A 20,561-nucleotide genomic window follows, 5' to 3' on the forward strand; every position below is an offset into this window, starting at 1 on the left:
AATTTATGACTTACGAAGAGACTCTCAACTACCTGTACAGGCAAATGCCCGAATATCAACGAATTGGGGATAGAGCATATAAAGAAGGGCTAGACAACAGCCTCGCGTTGGACGAGATATTCGGCCATCCCCACAAGCGCTACAGAACCATACATGTAGGGGGAACAAACGGCAAGGGTTCAACCTCACATCTGCTAGCGGCTATCTTGCAGAAAGCCGGTTACAGAGTGGGACTCTATACATCACCTCACCTGATAGATTTCCGCGAGCGAATTCGTGTGAATGGAGCAATGATTGAAAAAGATTATGTTGTGGAATTCGTGGAAAAGTATAAAGATAAATTTGAACCTGTGATGCCCTCCTTTTTTGAGCTGACCATGGAGATGGCCTTTCTCTGGTTCTCCCTGCAGGAGGTTGATGTGGCAGTCGTTGAAGTGGGACTGGGCGGGCGGCTCGACAGCACTAACATCATCACTCCCGATATCAGCATCATCACCAACATTGGATTTGACCATATGAAATTTCTTGGTGATACACTGCCAAAGATAGCTGCCGAAAAGGCAGGGATAATAAAAAAACATACTCCTGTAGTGATTGGCGAGACGGACAATACGGAAGTAGCTCAGGTTTTTATTGATAAGGCACATTCCGTGAAAGCACCCATTGTATTCTCGGAACTATATATGAACGACTTTGAAGCTGAGAAGAAAGATTACGGATGGTTGTTTCAATCCGGCAAATACCCGAATCTGAAGGGCGAACTAAAGGGTATGGCACAGGACAAGAATGCCCGTACGGTATTAACAACAGTGGAGGCCCTACTTGAAACAGGGTACAACATACCGGCAGAAGCAGTTTACAAAGGGTTTGCTAACGTAACAGCTATCACCGGTTTAATGGGACGATGGCAGCAGCTACGGACTTCTCCTGAAATTATCTGTGACATAGCGCATAACGCCCATGGATTAAAGTATGTGGCGGAACAGTTGCTTTTGGAAGATTACAACAGATTGCATATTGTATTCGGAATGGCTAACGACAAGGATGTAGACTCCGTGCTTACATTAATGCCGCAAAATGCTGTTTACTATTTCACTAGGGCATCTGTAGAACGAGCATTAAACGAGAAGACGCTGGCAGGTTATGCAGCCGCACACGGGTTAGCAGGCTACATCTTTCCATCCGTTTCCCATGCTGTTGAAGCAGCACTGAAAAACGCCGGTGAAAATGACCTCATTTTCATCGGCGGCAGTTCCTTTATCGTGGCAGATGCGTTGCCGTTGTTTATATGATTACCATATTAATACAATCCGAAAATTATATGTTTGCGGTGCTGCAAGGTCTTTCGCCAATTGCGAATCCTTTATAAAAAAGGCTACCATCCTTGGCTTACCATACTGATAATCAACGCTGATAGTCTCAGTGAAATAGATAGGGTTACCATTTGAATCATCCCCATCGTAATAGGTGTTAACATAGGGAAGCAGCTTTTGAACTTCATCAACACCCTGCTCTCCTAAAAACAGATATCCGATTAATGCACCATTTTCATAGATAAACTCAGTCAGGTCAGGCAAATCATAAATTGCTTCCCATTGAGATTCATCATCGCTCCATTTCCAGTCACCTTTATTGACTGTAATATTCACAATTTTCCATTTAGTAAATTCAAGTTCTTTATTATTTTCTCTCAATGCCTCTTCAATCAATCTCCTCACCTCAAACTCATCAAGGTAATCATCGGAGGTGGAACAGGAATATCCTACAAGCATTAATGCAACAAGGACAAAAGTGGATAACAACAATTTGACTATTCTTTTTCTCATCTTCATTCGTTTTAAGTCGTTTAAATATTTTTTTACTGTTAAAGAATGTGCACTTCGCTGTATGACATAAAAAAAGCCGTTACGTTTAAATTAAACAATAAGAATGTAGAAATGTTTTAACAAAACAGATGAAAATAAACAGTCAATAATATTTATTAAAACAGCCGGATGCGATAAGGATCTGAAAATTTTGTTGACGGGAAAAAGCCATAGGCAGGAAATGCATACAATCGCAATTACTTTTCAGAAATAGATTGTATGCTTTAAAAAAAGAATTAATTTTGTCTGAAGACATTTTGACAGATACGCAAGGGACATTAAAAAATCGGTGGCAAATAATTTGATGCTGCCCTTAATGTCAACGCAGAATAATATATTAAAGCAGAATAATAGAATGAAACAATATCTTGATTTATTGCAAAGGGTGCTCGATGAGGGTGTCAGTAAGGATGACCGTACCGGTACTGGAACAATCAGTATATTTGGCCATCAGAGCCGGTATAGGATGAGCGATGGATTTCCTGTGCTCACAACAAAAAAACTCCATTTAAAATCTATTATACACGAATTGCTCTGGTTTCTGAATGGTGATACCAACATCAAATACCTGAACGAACACGGAGTAAGAATATGGAACGAATGGGCGGACGAAGATGGTGACCTGGGACATATCTACGGTTATCAGTGGCGATCATGGCCCGACTACAACGGTAGCCATATCGACCAGATATCACAGGTAATAAACACACTCAGGAAGAATCCGGACTCACGCCGAATTATTGTAAGCTCGTGGAATGTGGCCGATTTACCGAAAATGAATCTCCCACCCTGTCACACTTTTTTTCAGTTTTATGTTGCCAACGGTAAACTTAGCCTACAGCTTTATCAGCGCAGTGCCGATATATTCTTAGGTGTACCTTTCAACATTGCGTCTTATGCATTGCTCCTGAAAATGATGGCACAGGTTACAGAGCTGGAAGAAGGCGATTTTATTCATACTTTTGGCGATGCCCATATATACCTTAACCACCTGGAGCAGGTTAAGCTGCAACTCACACGTGAGCCGCGCGCACTGCCGCAAATGATAATTAACCCTGATGTGAAGGATATCTTCAGCTTCAGATATGAAGATTTTGAGCTGGTGAACTACAATCCCTATCCACATATAAAAGGAAGCGTTGCCGTATGATGAATAATGCCGTAAAAATTGCTATTATTGTTGCACTCGACGAAGATAATGGTATCGGTAGGAAAGGAGGATTGCTTTGTCATCTGTCAAACGACCTTAAGCACTTTAAAAAGATTACTACAGGACATACTGTAATAATGGGCAGGAAAACATATGAATCGCTACCAAAAGGAGCTCTGCCCTACCGTACAAATATCGTAATCACTTCAGAAAAAGCAGAAAATTTTCCCGGCTGCATTGTGGTTCATTCTCTAAAGGAAGCAGTTGAACATTGCAACAAAGAAGGTGAAGCCTACATCATTGGCGGAGGACAACTGTACCGCTCTGCTATGCCTTTGGTGAAAAAGTTATATCTTACCCGTATACACCATACTTTTGAAGATGCGGATACTTTTTTCCCGGAAATAGATTTCAATGAATGGAGACTGATCAAAAAAGAAGAACATAAAGCGGACGAAAAACATAGCTATGACTATTCTTTTCTGACCTATTCAAAAAAATAAATCGAAGAAAATGAGTAGAGAAGCCTGGCAAAAATTCCTGAAAGGAGACGAAAATGCATTCTCAGATCTTTATAGTTTCTACTTTAAAGAGCTTTTTGCGTATGGACTTAAAATAGGATTCAATGAAGATGAATGTAAAGATGCTATACAAGATGTTTTTTTTAATATCTACATTTCCAGGAAAAAACTGTCACATGTACAAAATATTGAATTTTACCTGCTTCAAAGCCTGAAAAATAAATTGTTCGACTTTCATAACCGCGAAACAAAAATCAACCGCATAAACTATGAGGATATTTTTATAAATAACGAAGATGGCATAGTTGAACAGATCATCAATAAAGAAAAACAGCTTGAAATTAAGAATATTATTTCTCAATTTCTACAAAAGCTGCCGCCAAAACAGAGAAAAATTATCTATTACCATTATCAGTTGAATCTTAATATTGAAGAGATAGCCACAATTTTAGAGATGACAACACCAGCAGTAAAAAAATCACTCTACAGGGCTCTACAGAAAATAAAGGAGACTTCATCAGATATAACGCAAAACATATTCACTCATTTTTTAACCATTGTTGGTTAATCTTCCTTAAATATGTCTTTTTTTTTATTATTCCCGGTCTTTGTATTATAAAGCCTAAGGTAGTTTGTGTTAAGAGATCTCTATAGTGTTTTTCAAAACATTCGAGACAAGAGTTCCCTTACAAAACGTTTCTACCATTGCAATTAGGTCAATTTATGTGTTGATAAACTTTATATTATGAATATTTATTATTGATATTCAGTTTTTTAGAAGAAGACTCGTAATAATAAGATTAAGATAAGACAAGATGAGCCATAATGATTTTTTGTGTGACGACCTTTTTATTTATTGGAGATTACATCCAACCAAAGAGCTGGACTCCTTTTGGGAAGAATATCTTCTTGAGAATAAGAAAGCCAGCGTCCCATTCAATGAAGCTATCGAAGCTTTCGAAATGATAAGGAACGAACAAAATAATTATCATTTCGACGAATCTTCCCTACGAGAAAAATTGAATGAGAGAATTAAAAAACATAAGAATAAAAATATTTATAGAATATTTGCCTCATCTGCAGCTGCCATATTACTAGTTACATTGATATCCACTTTTTACGTTCTTAACAGAATGGGTGATAGGGAAGGAACTGACATATCCTCAACGGGAGTGATGATCAACAATAGCAGTGTGCAGCTTGTTACTGGAAACAAAGTACTGGAAATTGACAACAACTCCACTTTAAATCTTTCTGAAAAAAAACATAGCGCATTAATTACTAATTCGCTTGCACATAAAGAGATCGATTTAAAAGACAACCAATCTAACAGACTAATAGTACCGTATGGTAAGAGATCGACTTTGGTATTGGCTGACGGATCTAAAGTACTTCTGAATTCCGGAACCAAAATGGAATTTCCTTCAATGTTTAGTGGGGAAGACAGAGAAATAAGAGTAGAAGGAGAAATATTCATCGATGTTGTAAAACAAGACAATGTACCTTTTATTATTCAAACACCTAATTCCAGAATAACTGTCTTCGGCACCTCATTTAACGTCTCTTCATATTCCGATGAGAAGAGTGAATCGGTTGTTTTGGTTGACGGTTCGGTTGAGGTAAGGAGCGGAAACAGCGCTTTGATATTAAAGCCAAATGAAATGGCAGTGATTGAAGACGGATATATTGAACATAAGACTGTTGATGTGTTAAATTATATATGCTGGACTAGTGGCTATATGCAATTGAATAAAACTCCACTAAATGATGTATTGAGAAAAATTGAAAGATACTATAATGTAAATTTTCAATACAATGATGATTTAAAATTAAACGTTCAGACCTGCTCGGGTAAATTATTTCTTTCTGACAATTTCGACGATGTACTCGAAGCGTTTTCAAAAATGACCTACTTGCAATATGAAAAGCACGATGATAAATCTATATTCATCCATAAATAATCAAGTTATTAACAAAAAAGATAAATATATATGCCTATGAGAAAAGATAAATGAAAAAAAAGTCGGATAGTGCCGCAAACACTATCCGATCAGAGTTGATTTTGATGTCAAACAGGAGCAAAATTTGTATGATTATGCCTTGCGACAACAAAATCTAAAAGTGAATCATAATTTATTGGTAACAAATTAAAATTCAATACAAAGATATGCAAGAAAAGTATAAATGTAAACAATTTGCCACGAAAAGAAACAAAAAGTTTTTAAAAATCATGAAAATCTATTTTTTGATAACTTTCCTTTGCATTTTTTCCGTTACGGCAGAAAACACATACTCCCAGTCGAAGGAGGTAAGTGCTGAATTGAGAGACGTAGCGTTAAAAGATGCATTTCGTGAATTAGAGAAAAACAGCGACTATCTCTTCCTTGTTATGGACAACACAGAGAGTTATTTAACAACTAAAGTTAACATCTCAGTCAACAATAAATCAATGGTAGAGATACTCGATTTGTTGCTTAAGAATACCAACCTGACCTACTCAATTGTTAACAGACAGATTACAATTTCGAGAAAACCGGGTATTGCTGAAAATAAGGAGATTGATGTAAAAACAAGCATCAAGGAAGTTCAACAGACAGAAAAAACAATTACAGGAGTGGTTACCGATGCGAATGGAGAAGCCATTATCGGAGCCAATATAATTGAAGTGGGAACTCCTTCCCATGGAACTATTACCGACATTAACGGAAGATTTACACTAAATGTAAGCAACAATGCATCCATTAAAGTCTCATTTATAGGATATCTGAGTCAAACAATCAATACTATTGGGAAGACCAGCTTTAATATCACCCTGGCTGAAGATACTCAGGCACTTGAGGAGGTGGTGGTGGTGGGCTATGGAACACAGCGGAAAGCAAATCTTACAGGTGCTGTATCTTCAGTAAACGTTGACGAGGTGCTGGGCAGCCGTCCGGTTGCCGACGTGGGGAGAGGGCTGCAGGGGACTATACCAGGGCTGTCAATTGTTGTCCCAAGCGGAGAAGTAGGTTCTAACCCAATTATGAAAATTCGTGGACAAATTGGCTCTATTGCAGGGTCAAGTGATCCGCTGATATTAGTGGATAATGTTGAAATACCGAATATTCAAATGATAAATCCAAATGATATAGAATCGATATCCGTTTTGAAAGATGCCGCAGCAAGTTCAATATACGGATCGAAAGCAGCATTTGGAGTAATTCTTATAACCACAAAAAAAGGAGCTAAAACTGAAAAGACAGATATAACATATTCAACCAACTTATCCTGGCAAAAACCCTTTAAAAAGATTGATATTGCAGGTATAGACGGACTGGAGTATACACTGGAAGCTCATGAGAATATGAAAGCCGGAGGTCCTGCAGGCGGTTTCTGGCGAGTAAACAGGGAAAGTTTTGAAAAAATAAAAGAGTGGCAGGATAAATACGCAGGAGTTGTAAAATACAATGATCCTGTAATTTATGGAAGGGACTGGATTTATGACGGAACTGATAAATTCGGATATAGAATTTATGATCCTGTAGAGGCCATGATCAAAAATTCAGCCTTTTCTCAAACACACAACCTATCACTTAACGGTAAAAGAAAAGATACTAATTATACATTAAGTGTAGGTTACCTTGGACAAGAGGGTATGATGAAACCAGCTGTTCATGATGATTACAGTAGGTTTACAGGCAATCTGAATTTATCTACAAAGCTCACAGATTTCTTAACAGTCAGGGGGGGAGCAATGTTTACCGATGCAACCAAAAGATACCCAAACTCGGCAACTGGGTTCGTTGCAGACCCATGGTTATATCTTTACAGATGGAGCCGCCTGTTTCCTACCGGTGCCCTTGAAAACGGAGAAGAGGTGAGAGACCCCTATTTCGACACCAAAAATGCACATACAGCGAAAGATAAGAAGAAATACACGAATCTGAATATAGGAACCACCTTTGATTTCAATGATAACTGGAACCTTCTTGCAGATTATGCATTCAGTACCCGATTAGATCAGTCAACATCGTCCAGACCCACTTTTAGCGGACGTGAACCATGGTACACACCTGTTGCCTGGAATGATGCCAACGGAAACCGTATTTATGTGGATGAAAACGGCAACATTACAAATGACGAAGGAATGCCGGGATACAGGCTCCCTTATGTAAATTATATTACATCTGATAAAACCTATTTTTACAAATACTCCTTTGTTTCCGAGAAACACACTTTCAATGCAGTGACTAATTATAATTTAAAACTGGCAGAGGACCATAATTTTAAATTTATGGCAGGTACAAATATAGAAAGTTATAAATGGGACAGTCACTGGTCTAACAAAACTGAATTAATAGATGAGAAAAATCCACAGTTTAATTTTGCCGTAGGTACTGAAACTGTAGGAGGTGGTGCCAACTGGGACTCACAGGTAGGGGTTTTCAGCCGGATAAATTACTCTTTTATGGATAAGTATCTGTTAGAGGCGAACCTGCGCTATGATGCGACTTCTAAGTTTCCAAGTAATCTGAGATGGAGATGGTATCCGTCATTTTCCGGAGGATGGGTAATCACTAATGAATCGTTTATGGCTCCATTGGATCCGATTTTGAGTTTTGCAAAAATACGTGCATCATGGGGTAAGATTGGAGATCAATCAGTTTCCAACGCATTATACCTGGCAACAATGGATATTAATAAAAATTCCTGGCTCTCTTACGACGGTGAACAGTATTTTCAGCTTAGCACTCCCAATCCTATTTCTGCAGGTATCACCTGGCAGGATATAGAATCTTTAAATATTGGTTTGGATTTGCGTTTTATCAACAATAAGATGGGGCTTGTGTTTGAATGGTTCCAGCGCGATACAAAAAACATGATTATTGCCGGTGACGCTCTTCCAGCAACATATGGAGCAAACGCTCCACAGGGAAACTATGGTAATCTGCGCACAAAAGGCTGGGAAATTGCTGCCGACTTCAACCACCGGTTCAGTAATGGATTGGGCATAAATGTAAATGCCAATATTTCAGATGCTATTACTGATATAACAAAAGGTGCTGATTGGAATACACCATGGGAGAATCGCTTGATACATAACAATTATGCTACTGGCAGGCGCTATGGTGATATATACGGATATGTTACTGATCGCCTATTTCAAAAAGAAGATTTTATTTACGACGACAACGGTAACATCCAGCAAACAATAATCATCTGGGAAGGCACTGCTAAACGAACCAACCAGCTTGCAGGCAAAAATCCGGTTTATCAGACCTATTTTGAGGATGGCAACCAGGTGTTACTGGTAGGCCCCGGTGATGTTAAGTTTGTTGATGTGAATCGTGACGGATATATCACCCCTGGTAAAAACACTTTTGGAGATCCAGGAGACCAGGTTGTTATTGGGAACTTTACACCCCGTTACGAATTCGGATTACGTCTGGGAGCCGATTATAAAGGTTTTGATGCTTCAGTTTTTTTCCAGGGAGTGGGGAAGCGAAAAATTTGGGGTGCCGGACAATTGGCCATACCCGGATTTCACGTGAAAGATGGTGCGATGCCACAAGCAATAGCTAAAGATTTTTGGAAAAAGGACAGGACAGATGCTTTCTACCCAAGGGCATGGAATTTAGGCGGTTCGAATGAAGGATTCGTGATGCGAAAGCAGTCGCGTTATATGCTAAATATGGCATATTTAAAAATTAAAAATATCACATTGGGTTATACTGTACCAAAAGATATTGTAAGCCGGATGTATTTATCGAATGCGCGCTTATATATATCATTTGAGAACTTCTTTACTTTCGACAAGTTAAGGGGTCTTCCGATAGATCCGGAAGCAATTTCCGGACATTCTATGTTATTGACCAATGGAAATTACAACCTTGGCCGAACCGGGACTTCCAATCCTACATTTAAATCAGCATCTGTAGGTTTTCAAGTTAGTTTATAATCAATTAAATTAATATTATGATGAAATTCAATAAATATAGTTTTGCCATTTTATCCTTGTTAATATTTTTCTGGGGGTGTGACAGTTTTCTTGACAGGCCGCCTCTTACTCAAGCAAATGATGAAACAGCCTGGGTAAGCGAGAATAATTTGAGATTATATGCCAATAAATTCCTTCCTGATTTTTTTATAGGGTATGGAGTAGGATGGACAAATTCCAGTGCACCGTTAATGGGATATCAGTTCAGTGATGACATTGTGCATAATGGCAATCAGGGTAACTTTACCCGTGCCGTACCCAACAGCCAAATATGGAACATGAGTCTTATCAGGTCGATAAACATTATGCTTGACAGAATTGAAAACAAGATGGGAGATGTTCTTACATCTGAGCAATATTCACACTGGACTGGTGTTGGAAGGTTTTACAGAGCGATGAGATACTCTACTCTGGTATTTGCCTATGGTGATGTACCATATTATAACCACGTGGTCTCAGATACCGATATGGATGATCTGTACAAGGCCCGTACTCCACGCAATGAGGTAATGGATTCGATATATTATGATTTGAACTATGCATTTGAAAACGTTCGGGTAAACGATGGGGAGATGAATGTAAACAGATACGTAGTTGCCGGATATATTTCAAGAATTGCGTTATATGAAGGGAGCTGGCAAAAATATTATTATAAAAACAATGAGCGGGCTCAAAAATTCCTCGAGCTTGCAATAGAGGCAGGCAACTACATAATAAACAGTGGCAGATACGATATTGTCAGCGAATTCAGAGCTCTCTTCACATCAGAAGATTTGAGAGGGAACAAAGATTGTATTTTTTACAGGCATTATGATCCTGCTGTTGGCATTACACATAGTGTAGCATCGAACAACAACCTATCGGAATCGATCAATTTCGGTCCCACAACTGCTCTGATCAAGTCGTTTATTATGAATGATGGTGATGTGTGGCAAAATACGAGCATGCCTGGAGCAAAAAACTTTGAACTGGCAAATATGATTAAAACCCGTGATCCAAGGCTGGAAGCTACTTTTTACGATAAGCCTACTCCACGGAACAAAGGATCTTTCTGGTACATTAATAAATTTTTGCCAAGAAGCGTTGCCAAATCAGTAGAAGAAGGGAATACACCTCCGGTTGAATTTACAAGTACCAATAACCGTACAGATTATCCGGTAATGAGATATGCTGAGGTTCTTCTTAACTGGATTGAAGCAAAAGCCGAACTGCAAACCATTGGCGGTGCTGCTGTAGATCAGTCAGATATTGATAAAACAATAAACAAGATAAGAAACAGGCCGATAGCTTCAGAAGCAGCGGAGATGGGAGTACAAAAAACCTCTCCTTTACTATTGGGTGAACTGCCTGATGATCCTGAAAGAGATGCCGATGTTTCTGCACTGATATGGGAAATAAGGAGAGAGAGAAGGATGGAGTTTGCTTTTGAACATTCACGTATCGCCGATTTGGAGCGTTGGCACAAACTGGAATACATGGATACAGATGCTGAAGAAGATCTACTGCATGGCGGATGGGTAAACTTCCCAAAAGAGCTTGCCGATGAATTAAATGCAGGAAATACAGGAAAATTTTCAGTGTTAAAGCTTAATGGCGATGAAGTAACTTTTAACGGAAGCAATAAAGCCGATATGGTGGGTTTCTACAGAAGTTCATCTACTAATGGACGACAGCCATTCCTGAACCAGGTAAACGTTAATCCTTACTTGTCTCCCGTAGGCAAAACACAGATTGACGATTATGCCAGTAAAGGTTATCTGTTAAAACAGACCGAAGGATGGCCGACCAACTAACAATTATAATGAAAACAGTATGAAACGAGCGGGTAAACGGTCTGCACATATGTACATGATTAAAAGCAAGTTCCATACAATACAGTTGAAAGTCAATAATTTTAATAGTATGAAAATAGCAGAAGATAAATTAAAATATTTTGGATTATTTGCCATATTAACGATATTCTTTTTCGTTTCTTGTGGCGATGATCTACCTGTAAACGTAGAATCACCTAACGAAACAGTACTTAAATCCATTAAGATTTTAAATGCTGGAGAGGGTGGCAATATAGTTATTGATGGTGTAATAGATGAGAATGCCAAGACCGTCTGGTTCCCCAGAGTTGAACCGGAAACAGATGTAAATGCCATTCGTTTTCAAGTAGAATTATCTGATGGAGCAAAATTAGATAAGGATAGCTACAGTTTCGATTTTGAAGAGGGCCAGGATGCCGCAACCATCGTAATAAAAGTGGTCAATGCGCCACGTTTTCGTGAGTACTTTGTTACTCTCAGGCTAAATGTCCCTGTATTTGGTGCAGATTTCGAAAAGCCGCAAATATATGACAACACAGCAAATGAATTGGGCAATCCACTCTATCCTACCTTTGTCTCTTCCTCGACAAGAGGCTCTGGCTTCGACGGGAAACACGTTCTTATTGTTACACGTGCCGCCGGAGGTTCACATCTTTTGGATGTAAATGATCTTAGAAAAAATGAAATAAAACCAATTCCGCTGAATCTTACAGGAGTTTCCGGGGGAACATTCCCCGTAAATCTGGGAGCTCAGATCAATGGACATACCTACATTGCCAACCTTTCAGGTGGCCTGGTATCGCCATTAAAGATCTACCATTGGTCTAATCCGGAACAAGAACCACAGGTAATCGCCAACATCAACAAAAGTGAGATCCCCGGTGCAGGAGCACGTCATGGCGATAACCTCTCTGTGAATTTAGATGAGGATGGAAATGGACACATATTTTTTGGAGATAATGCCTCTACACAAATTTTGAGATTAAAGGTCACAAATTATACTGAAATAACCGACCCAACAATAATTGAAATGCAGCCTCGCTTACTGGAACCGTTCATGAATATGAATCGGGTAGGAACATCGGATAATTATCTGTTAACCGGCCATGCCGCCCCAATCATGGTGGCAAGTGTTGAAGGAACCATTGGCTACAAAATGGCTAATTCTTCCATTCCCATCAGAAGTTGCGACCCAAGGGTTGTTTACTTCAACGGTGAAAGATATCTGCTCGTGGTTACTGCTGCAAGAGGTGCGGGAGATGCCGTTGTGATGTATCTTTATAACATAACAAAAGGCGAAACCATTACCGAAGCGCTGGAAATTTTTGAATCGGGAAATATGACGCCTATTTATCAATATCCGTTACTTGGGCCCGTAAATACGTCTCCATCCACTCAAACCGGTTGGTATGTAACAAAAGATAATGAAGGGAATGATGATACACTCATGCTTTATGGCGCCTCAAACGATGCCGGTTTTGTGCTAATTGAGTTTCCTAAAAAAACGTTGGATGATTAACAAAACGGATGATTTTAATATAAATACTTTAAATAACTTTGCCGGATATTTTTCGGCAAAGTTATTTGTTTCTGTATTATTAACAATACTTCGGTAATTTATTTAAAAATGAAAAAGTCACTATTCTACTATATCTTATTTCTGTTTGCGGCATTTGTAGTATCATGTAATGATGATACCCCAGGTACAGATAATAATGACGAACCTGAACCACCACCATCCAAACCTATTTTGAAGTTTCCCAAAAAAGAGATGCGGTCAGTATGGATCACTACAGCATGGGAATTGGACTGGCCTATGGGAAAATATGATGCCCAGTCACAAAAAAATCAGTACATCCAATATCTTGACAGATTTAAAGAAATAAATATAAATTCGGTAATTTTTCAGGTAAAACCTATGGGGGATGCTTTCTACAATTCACCATACGAGCCGTGGAGTAAATCGATAACCGGAACAAGAGGAAAAGATCCTGGCTATGATGTGTTGGCATTTTTGATTGATGAAGCACATAAACGCGACATTGAGTTCCATGCCTGGATGAACCCATACAGGATTGCAACACGTGCAGGCAATAGTACGCCATACCCTCCGTTGCATGCATCGATAAATCCGGAATGGGTAGTAAATCACGAAAAAATTCAAATCTACAATCCCGGGTTACCCGAAGTGAGACAGCGACTTGCTGACATAGTAAAAGATCTGATCACAAAATATAATGTTGATGGAATACATTTCGATGACTATTTCTATCCCGATCCATCTTCTGCAGGAGTGATGGTTTCAGATGCAGAAGACTTCAGGAAATATGGTGCTGGTTTTGCAAAAATAGAAGATTTCAGACGCGATAATGTGAATAAGGCAATAAAGGCTGTGCATGATATCATTGTCACAAACAAGCCGGATGTTGTCTTTACCATCTCTCCCACAGCGAGTCCCGATTATAATCTGAATACATTATTTGCCGATGTGACTAAATGGTGCCGTGAAGGATGGATTGACGTGGTAATGCCTCAGCTATATCAGGAGATTGGAAATCAGTATAACGATTTTCAGGCCAGACTGGGTTGGTGGACACAGTATAACTACAAAGCTGTACCAATGGTGGGACATGGATATTATAAATTCGGAGATCCGCAACAGCCGGCAGCCTTTCAGTCGGCACTTGAACTGGAAAGGCAGTTTGAATTGACACGAAGAAATCAGAAAGTATTGGGAAATGCAATGTACAGTGCTAGATATATTCTGTTCAACAAAATAAACATTACCGATAAATTGGCTACAATATACAAGAACCCTGCAGTTATTCCATTCCTGGGACGTGAGGTTGCACCAGCACCTGTCAAACCGCAGAATATAAAAATAGAAAATAACATGTTATCATGGAACAGACAGGGTGATTTGAGTTCTGTTGTATATTATTTCCCGGACCAGACAAAAGAAGGTGTTGTTTTGTCGATAACAAAAGATACAAGCTTGCCGGTTTCCTCTTCGGGATTCTATTGTGTTACCACCATCAACAAAGACAATAAAGAGAGTGAACCATCCGATGCAGTAGAGAAAAAATAAGACAGAGATTTGCAAAAACAATTATGCCAATTGTCAGAGTTTTGCTATTTTTACCGTTTTATGATTCTATTACAAAACAATAGTTCGGTATTATTTCATAAGATCAACCATAACTGATTGGTTGTTAATAACAAATATAACTTTATAAATAGCTTTAATTTCGTGATTATTTGAATATCAAGTAAAATATAGCCGTGCAATCATTTAATAATATTCACATTGAATGAATATCAACCGGACATATAATAAAAGAAACAACTTGATAAATTGAAAGAATGCTTACATGGGTAAATCAATATGTATATTAATAGGGCTCATACTCTCTTACCCGCTATTTTCCCAGGATCTTCAGGAGGATTCCCTGAAATTCAGACTTAACGGGTCGTTGACCAACATTTACCGGGAGACGCTGCTTCGCCCGGGAAAGGTGACGGTGGACAGTATCGCGCTGAATGAACATAAAAAAAGCATTGAGTTGCATACCAACCTCTCCCTCTCCTACCTGCCGATGCGCGAAAATACAGTACGCCAAATTTACGATAGCATACGATATCACTTGCCTTTGGCACAAAAGAAATATCGCATCAGCGTGTTTTCTGATAAACAGGAAATAAGGACGCTTGTTCCCAATTTTTACCGTCAATCGAAGAAGGATAAAAACCGGATGATTTCACACAAAGTGAAGCCCTCCCTCGTAACCAACTTTTCCGCACCCGAAAACTCATTCGATAAGGGTCTCACAAACAACCATATTGCACTGTGGCAAAGCCATGGTTGGTATTATGAGCAGAAGCTGGGACGTTGGGAGTGGCAGCGGGCGCGTATTTTTCAAACGGTGGAAGATCTCTATACACAGAGTTATGTGCTGCCTTTTTTGGTGCCGATGCTGGAAAATGCCGGGGCCAATGTGCTGCTTCCACGTGAGCGTGATTACAATAAACAGGAGGTCATCATCGATAACGATGGCAGCAAAAAAGGCTCTACCTATAGGGAGACGAATGGCAAAGAAACCTGGCGAAATAGCGATTCAGCCGGTTTTGCAAACCTTCGCGAGATATGGCTTGATGGCGAAAATCCTTTCCGGATGGGCACGGCAAGGCAAACAAAAACCGTCTCACGGGGTGAGGAAAGCATTGCCACCTGGACACCCGATATTCCGGAGAAAGGACGATATGCGGTGTTTGTCTCTTATCAGACGGTCAAAAACAGTAGTAACGATGCACTCTACAGCATATATCATGCCGGCGGCAAAACCGACTTCAGGGTAAATCAACAGATGGGTGGCGGCACATGGATTTTTCTTGGCAATTTTGATTTTGAAGAGGGTACCTCCCACAGAATTACCCTCTCCAACAGGAGCAAGCGAACAGGTAAAATTGTAACAGCTGATGCTGTAAAAATAGGAGGCGGCATGGGTAATATTGCCCGGATGCCTAACCCGGGTGGCTTTGAAAGGGAAAACACAAAAAGCGCTGAAGAACAAACTCAAAAAGAGATGCTGGCATCAAAAATAAACTACTCACCGGAAATAAGTGGATACCCGCGATATGCCGAAGGGGCACGCTATTGGATGCAGTGGGCAGGAGTCCCCGACACTATCTACAACCGCACAGAGGGAAAAAATGACTATACCGATGACTACGCCAGCCGCGGCGTGTGGGTAAACTGGCTGGCAGGAGGGTCGTCGGTACTGCCTGATGCCAAAGGGCTGAACATTCCCTTGGATCTGGCCTTTGCTTTCCATACCGATGCAGGTACTTTCTGGGGCGACACCATAGTAGGGACACTCGGTATATACATGACACACTTTAACAATGAAAAGTTCGAAAACGGAAGGTCGCGATGGGCATCACGAGACCTGTCGGAGTTGATAATGGAGGAGGTCACCTCAGATATACGAAGGGAGTTTGAACCCGAGTGGACACGCCGCCACCTCTGGAACCGCTCCTATGCAGAGGCGCGCATACCCAATGTTCCCACTATGCTGCTGGAACTGCTGTCACACCAGAACTTTGCCGATATGCGATATGGGCTTGACCCTTCGTTTCGTTTTACTGTAAGCCGGTCGATCTATAAGGGGATGCTCAAATTCATCGCCTCACAATACAACCGGGAATATGTGGTACAGCCACTGCCGGTAAAGGATTTCAGTTTGTCTTTTTCGGGAGAAAGAGAGGTTGAGCTAAAATGGAAGCCCACAATAGATGCAACGGAACCTTCGGCAAACCCCACGAAATATATTGTCTATACCCGTATAAACGGAAGAGGATTTGATAACGGGGTGATTGCAAATACTAACAGCTACAAAGTTTCCATACAAAAAGATCTCGTGTACAGTTTTAAAGTGGCGGCTGTGAACGAAGGAGGGGAAAGCTTTCCATCTGAAATATTGTCAGCTTGCCGTAAGTCTGATCAAAAAGGTGAAGCGCTTATCGTAAATGGATTCACCAGGGTCTCAGCCCCATTCAGTTTTGTTACCTCTGAGGATAGCATCGCCGGTTTCGCGGGAAGTGTGGACAATGGCGTGCCCTATATTGCCGATCACCACTTTATCGGGCAGATGCATGAGTTCCGGCGCATCATACCCTGGATGGATGATGATGCTTCGGGCTTTGGAGACAGCAATGCGAACTACGAAACCACCAGGATTGCCGGAAACAGTTTCGATTATCCTTTCGTTCACGGACAAGCCTTCGCAGAGGCAGGATACTCTTTTGTTTCAACTGCGGCGGATGCTGTGGAAAACGGTACTGTGAAACTGTCTGATTACGAGACTGTGGACTGGATACTGGGCAAACAGCGCGAATGGAGTATAGCCAGGGGAGCGAAACCACCGAAATTTAAAACCTTCTCACAGTTGCAGCAGAAGGCCGTAACCGATTACTGTAACGGCGGCGGCAACATCATAGTGAGCGGCGCTTTTGTGGGGACCGACCTGTGGGATAATCCGTTTGCCACAGAAAAAGACAAAGAGTGGGCACAACAAACGCTCAAATATAAATGGCGTAACAACAACGGTGCGGTGACCGGACATGTTAAGTCCGTACCCTCCCCTTTTCTCCCGATACAGGGTAATTACAGATACTACAATGAGCTGAACAGCGATAGCTATGTGGTAGAAAATCCTGATGCAATAGAACCGGCCGATAAGAACGCCTTTACTATTTTCCGCTATTCCGAGAACAACCTGAGCGCAGGTGTTCTGTACAAAGGCGAAACTTACAGTACGTGTATACTGGGTTTCCCTATTGAAGCGGTAAAAGGCCAGGATAAACGTAATGAGCTGATAAAACAGATTACAGATGCATTTAAATAACCACATCACGCGAAGAGCAGGTAGCTTTCATGACACAAACAACGCGTGATGCCTAAACAATATTGAACAATGAAGAATATAGACGCCTTTATCCTTTTCAGTCAACCTGATCAGGCAAAAAGAACAGTAGAAGAGCTCAGGCAGTCGGCATTGATAAACAACATCTTCCTGCTTTCTCCCGAAGAGATCACATCTGTTATTGAAGGATGTGAGAAGATCGTTATCGACAATTTGCAGAGTACACAAACAATTAAAAGAATCGCTCAAAAATCTACAACACCTTATACACTCATCTATCAGAAACCAACAGTGCTGAAGCCGGGGTATTTCGCCCTTGAACGGATGGTGCGTATTGCAGACGATACGCAGGCGGGAATGGTGTATGCCGACTATTATGCGGTAACCAACGGCGAAAAGAAAAATAATCCGTTAATAGAATATCAGGAGGGAAGCCTCCGTGACGATTTTAACTTCGGTTCGCTACTACTTTACAATACAACTGCATTAAAGGACGCAGCGATGAGGATGCGCGAAAACTATCCGTATGCCGGGCTGTATGACCTCAGGCTAAAAGTGTCGCAAAAGTATCCTGTTGTACATATAAACGAGTACCTTTACACCGAGATTGAAGAGGATACCCGTGCGTCGGGCCAGAAAATATTCGACTATGTAGATCCTAAAAACCGGCAGGTGCAGATAGAGATGGAACAGGCCTGCACACAACATCTGAAAGATGTGGGAGCATTTCTGGAACCTGCATTCGAAAAGATTGAATTTAACCGGGGAGATTTTGAATACGAAGCGTCGGTAATTATTCCGGTACGAAACCGTATCAAAACCATCAGAGATGCAATCTCCTCTGTTCTGATGCAAAAGGCTGATTTTCCATTCAACCTGATAGTGGTTGACAACCATTCAACCGATGGCACCACTGAGGCTATCGATTCTTTTAAAAATGATGAGCGGTTGATACATATAGTCCCTGAAAGAGACGACCTGGGCATCGGAGGCTGCTGGAACATGGGTGTACATCACACAAAATGCGGAAAGTTTGCCGTGCAGTTAGACAGCGACGATGTGTACAGCGGAGAGGACACGCTACAGAAAATTGTAAATGCTTTTTACGAACAGAACTGCGCCATGGTGGTAGGGACCTATCAGATGACCGACTTCCATATGGAAGAGATACCGCCGGGGATCATCGACCACCGCGAGTGGACTCCCGAAAACGGAAGGAACAACGCGCTTCGCATAAACGGGCTTGGGGCGCCACGGGCTTTCTATACGCCAGTACTGCGAGAAATCAAGGTGCCCAACACCAGCTACGGAGAGGATTACGCACTCGGGCTCAACATTTCTCGTCGTTATCAGATAGGACGCATTTATGATATATTGTACCTTTGCCGCCGCTGGGAGGATAACAGCGACGCTTCGCTGGACATTGTGAAAATGAATGCACATAACCTTTACAAAGACAAAATAAGGACATGGGAGCTACAGGCCAGAAAAAATCGCAAATAAAGGAACCGTTTATTCACGTCGGCATTTTACTGGAACAGCCGAAGATCAACTTTTCGCTGCAGACAGCTTATAAATTTAACGGAAAAGAATACGCGCCAGGCGACTACTCGGTAGAGTTTTCGGATGGAAAGATTCTCTTCAATGGTCAATTATACGATGATATTTCTTTCGAAGCAGATCGTCCGCACAAAGATAGTTTTGAACTTAAAAATGTGATTATCGGTGTTAATTTCCACTGGGAACAAAAAGAAAATCAGAGCTTTATTGGTGGATTGAAATTTATCACAGAGAACAGTGCGGTCTCTGCAATCAACATTGTTTCACTGGAAGATTATCTCACGAGCGTTATTTCGTCAGAAATGAGTGCCACCAGCTCGGAAGAGTTGCTGAAGGCACATGCGGTAATTTCCCGGAGCTGGCTTCTGGCACAGATTCAGAAGAATAAGTTGATCAGGAAAGATTACAGTACCTCGTTCGTTAGATCTACCGAAATCGTCCGATGGTACGACCGTGAAGACCATGCCAATTTCGATGTTTGTGCAGATGACCATTGTCAGCGTTATCAAGGAGTTACTAAACAATCGACGCCGTTGGTGAAGCAAGTTGTCGAGCAAACACGTGGCGAAGTGCTCACATTTAACGGGACAATTTGCGATGCCCGCTTCTCGAAATGTTGCGGAGGGGTGACGGAGACATTTGAAAATGTATGGGAACCGGTCATCCACCCCTACCTGCAGGCTAAACCAGATAGTGAAGCAGGGGCACTTCCCGCGGATCTCACCGGTGAAGAGAGTGCCGAAAAATGGATACGCACCTCTCCCCCAGCCTATTGTAACACGCAGAATGCGAAAGTACTGAAACAGGTTTTAAACGACTACGACCAGGAAACCTCCGACTTTTACCGTTGGAAGGTGGACTATTCTCAACATGAATTGGCAAATCTTATCAGAGAACGGTCAGGTATCGATTTTGGAGAGATTATCGATATGCAGCCACTCGAAAGGGGCACATCGGGCCGTATTATCCGGCTGAAGATTATCGGTACAAAACGGGTTATGACCATCGGCAAAGAGCTCGAAATAAGGCGTACACTTTCAAGATCGCACCTCTACAGCTCTGCCTTCGTGGTGGATGCCTATGATGAAAACAATGAGGGAGTGCCGCAACTGTTCACACTCACAGGGGCCGGATGGGGACACGGTGTGGGATTGTGCCAGATCGGAGCTGCCATGATGGCGGAGAAAGGGTACAGCTACGAAGAGATACTGCACCACTATTTCCCCGACACGAAAATCAACAATAAATACTAAAA

Annotated in this window: 13 protein-coding genes; 12 read left to right on the top strand and 1 reads right to left on the bottom strand. The window is 41.1% G+C overall.

Going from position 1 to position 20,561, the window contains the following annotated elements; genetic code table 11:
• Window positions 1-5 precede the first annotated feature (5 nt).
• Window positions 6-1,292 carry a bifunctional folylpolyglutamate synthase/dihydrofolate synthase gene (locus KDN43_RS13925; RefSeq protein WP_238867072.1) on the top strand — a complete coding sequence of 429 codons (1,287 nt, stop codon included), beginning with the start codon at window positions 6-8 and terminating at the stop codon, window positions 1,290-1,292.
• Here the strand turns inward: KDN43_RS13925 and KDN43_RS13930 are convergent, their stop codons facing one another.
• Window positions 1,293-1,826: a hypothetical protein gene (locus KDN43_RS13930; protein ID WP_238867073.1), complete on the bottom strand. Its 534-nt coding sequence runs from the start codon at window positions 1,824-1,826 to the stop codon at window positions 1,293-1,295.
• 394 nt (window positions 1,827-2,220) lie between these two features.
• Between KDN43_RS13930 and KDN43_RS13935 the strand changes: the two genes are divergently transcribed.
• The 11 genes from KDN43_RS13935 (at window position 2,221) to KDN43_RS13985 (ending at window position 20,559) form a co-directional block, all read left to right on the top strand.
• Window positions 2,221-3,015: a thymidylate synthase gene (locus tag KDN43_RS13935; RefSeq protein ID WP_238867074.1), complete on the top strand. Its 795-nt coding sequence runs from the start codon at window positions 2,221-2,223 to the stop codon at window positions 3,013-3,015.
• On the top strand, window positions 3,012-3,518 hold the full coding sequence (locus tag KDN43_RS13940) for a dihydrofolate reductase (protein WP_238867075.1): 507 nt from the start codon (window positions 3,012-3,014) through the stop codon (window positions 3,516-3,518). Before KDN43_RS13935 ends, KDN43_RS13940 begins: the two co-directional genes overlap by 4 nt.
• 10 nt (window positions 3,519-3,528) lie before the next feature.
• Window positions 3,529-4,104 (top strand): RNA polymerase sigma factor, encoded by a 576-nt coding sequence (locus KDN43_RS13945; protein ID WP_238867076.1) that lies wholly within the window; start codon window positions 3,529-3,531, stop codon window positions 4,102-4,104.
• Window positions 4,105-4,351: 247 nt separating this feature from the next.
• Window positions 4,352-5,497 (top strand): FecR family protein, encoded by a 1,146-nt coding sequence (locus KDN43_RS13950; protein ID WP_238867078.1) that lies wholly within the window; start codon window positions 4,352-4,354, stop codon window positions 5,495-5,497.
• 269 nt (window positions 5,498-5,766) lie between these two features.
• The gene (locus KDN43_RS13955; protein WP_238867080.1) at window positions 5,767-9,474 is read left to right on the top strand and encodes a TonB-dependent receptor; all 3,708 of its coding nucleotides are present in this window, start codon (window positions 5,767-5,769) and stop codon (window positions 9,472-9,474) included.
• A gap of 20 nt (window positions 9,475-9,494) precedes the next feature.
• A complete protein-coding gene (locus KDN43_RS13960; protein WP_238869491.1) occupies window positions 9,495-11,306 on the top strand; it encodes a RagB/SusD family nutrient uptake outer membrane protein in 1,812 nt (603 codons plus the stop codon).
• A 109-nt stretch (window positions 11,307-11,415) separates the two neighbouring features.
• Window positions 11,416-12,843 (top strand): DUF4623 domain-containing protein, encoded by a 1,428-nt coding sequence (locus KDN43_RS13965; protein ID WP_238867082.1) that lies wholly within the window; start codon window positions 11,416-11,418, stop codon window positions 12,841-12,843.
• Window positions 12,844-12,951: 108 nt separating this feature from the next.
• On the top strand, window positions 12,952-14,412 hold the full coding sequence (locus KDN43_RS13970) for a glycoside hydrolase family 10 protein (protein WP_238867084.1): 1,461 nt from the start codon (window positions 12,952-12,954) through the stop codon (window positions 14,410-14,412).
• Window positions 14,413-14,695: 283 nt separating this feature from the next.
• A complete protein-coding gene (locus KDN43_RS13975; RefSeq protein WP_238867086.1) occupies window positions 14,696-17,728 on the top strand; it encodes a golvesin C-terminal-like domain-containing protein in 3,033 nt (1,010 codons plus the stop codon).
• A 69-nt stretch (window positions 17,729-17,797) separates the two neighbouring features.
• Window positions 17,798-19,249: a glycosyltransferase family 2 protein gene (locus tag KDN43_RS13980; protein ID WP_238867088.1), complete on the top strand. Its 1,452-nt coding sequence runs from the start codon at window positions 17,798-17,800 to the stop codon at window positions 19,247-19,249.
• Window positions 19,246-20,559, top strand: coding sequence for a SpoIID/LytB domain-containing protein (locus KDN43_RS13985; RefSeq protein ID WP_238869492.1), 1,314 nt, complete (start codon window positions 19,246-19,248; stop codon window positions 20,557-20,559). The genes KDN43_RS13980 and KDN43_RS13985 overlap by 4 nt, the downstream gene beginning before the upstream one ends.
• Window positions 20,560-20,561 lie beyond the last annotated feature (2 nt).

The sequence above is a fragment of the Proteiniphilum propionicum genome (assembly GCF_022267555.1).
GTDB lineage: Bacteria > Bacteroidota > Bacteroidia > Bacteroidales > Dysgonomonadaceae > Proteiniphilum > Proteiniphilum propionicum.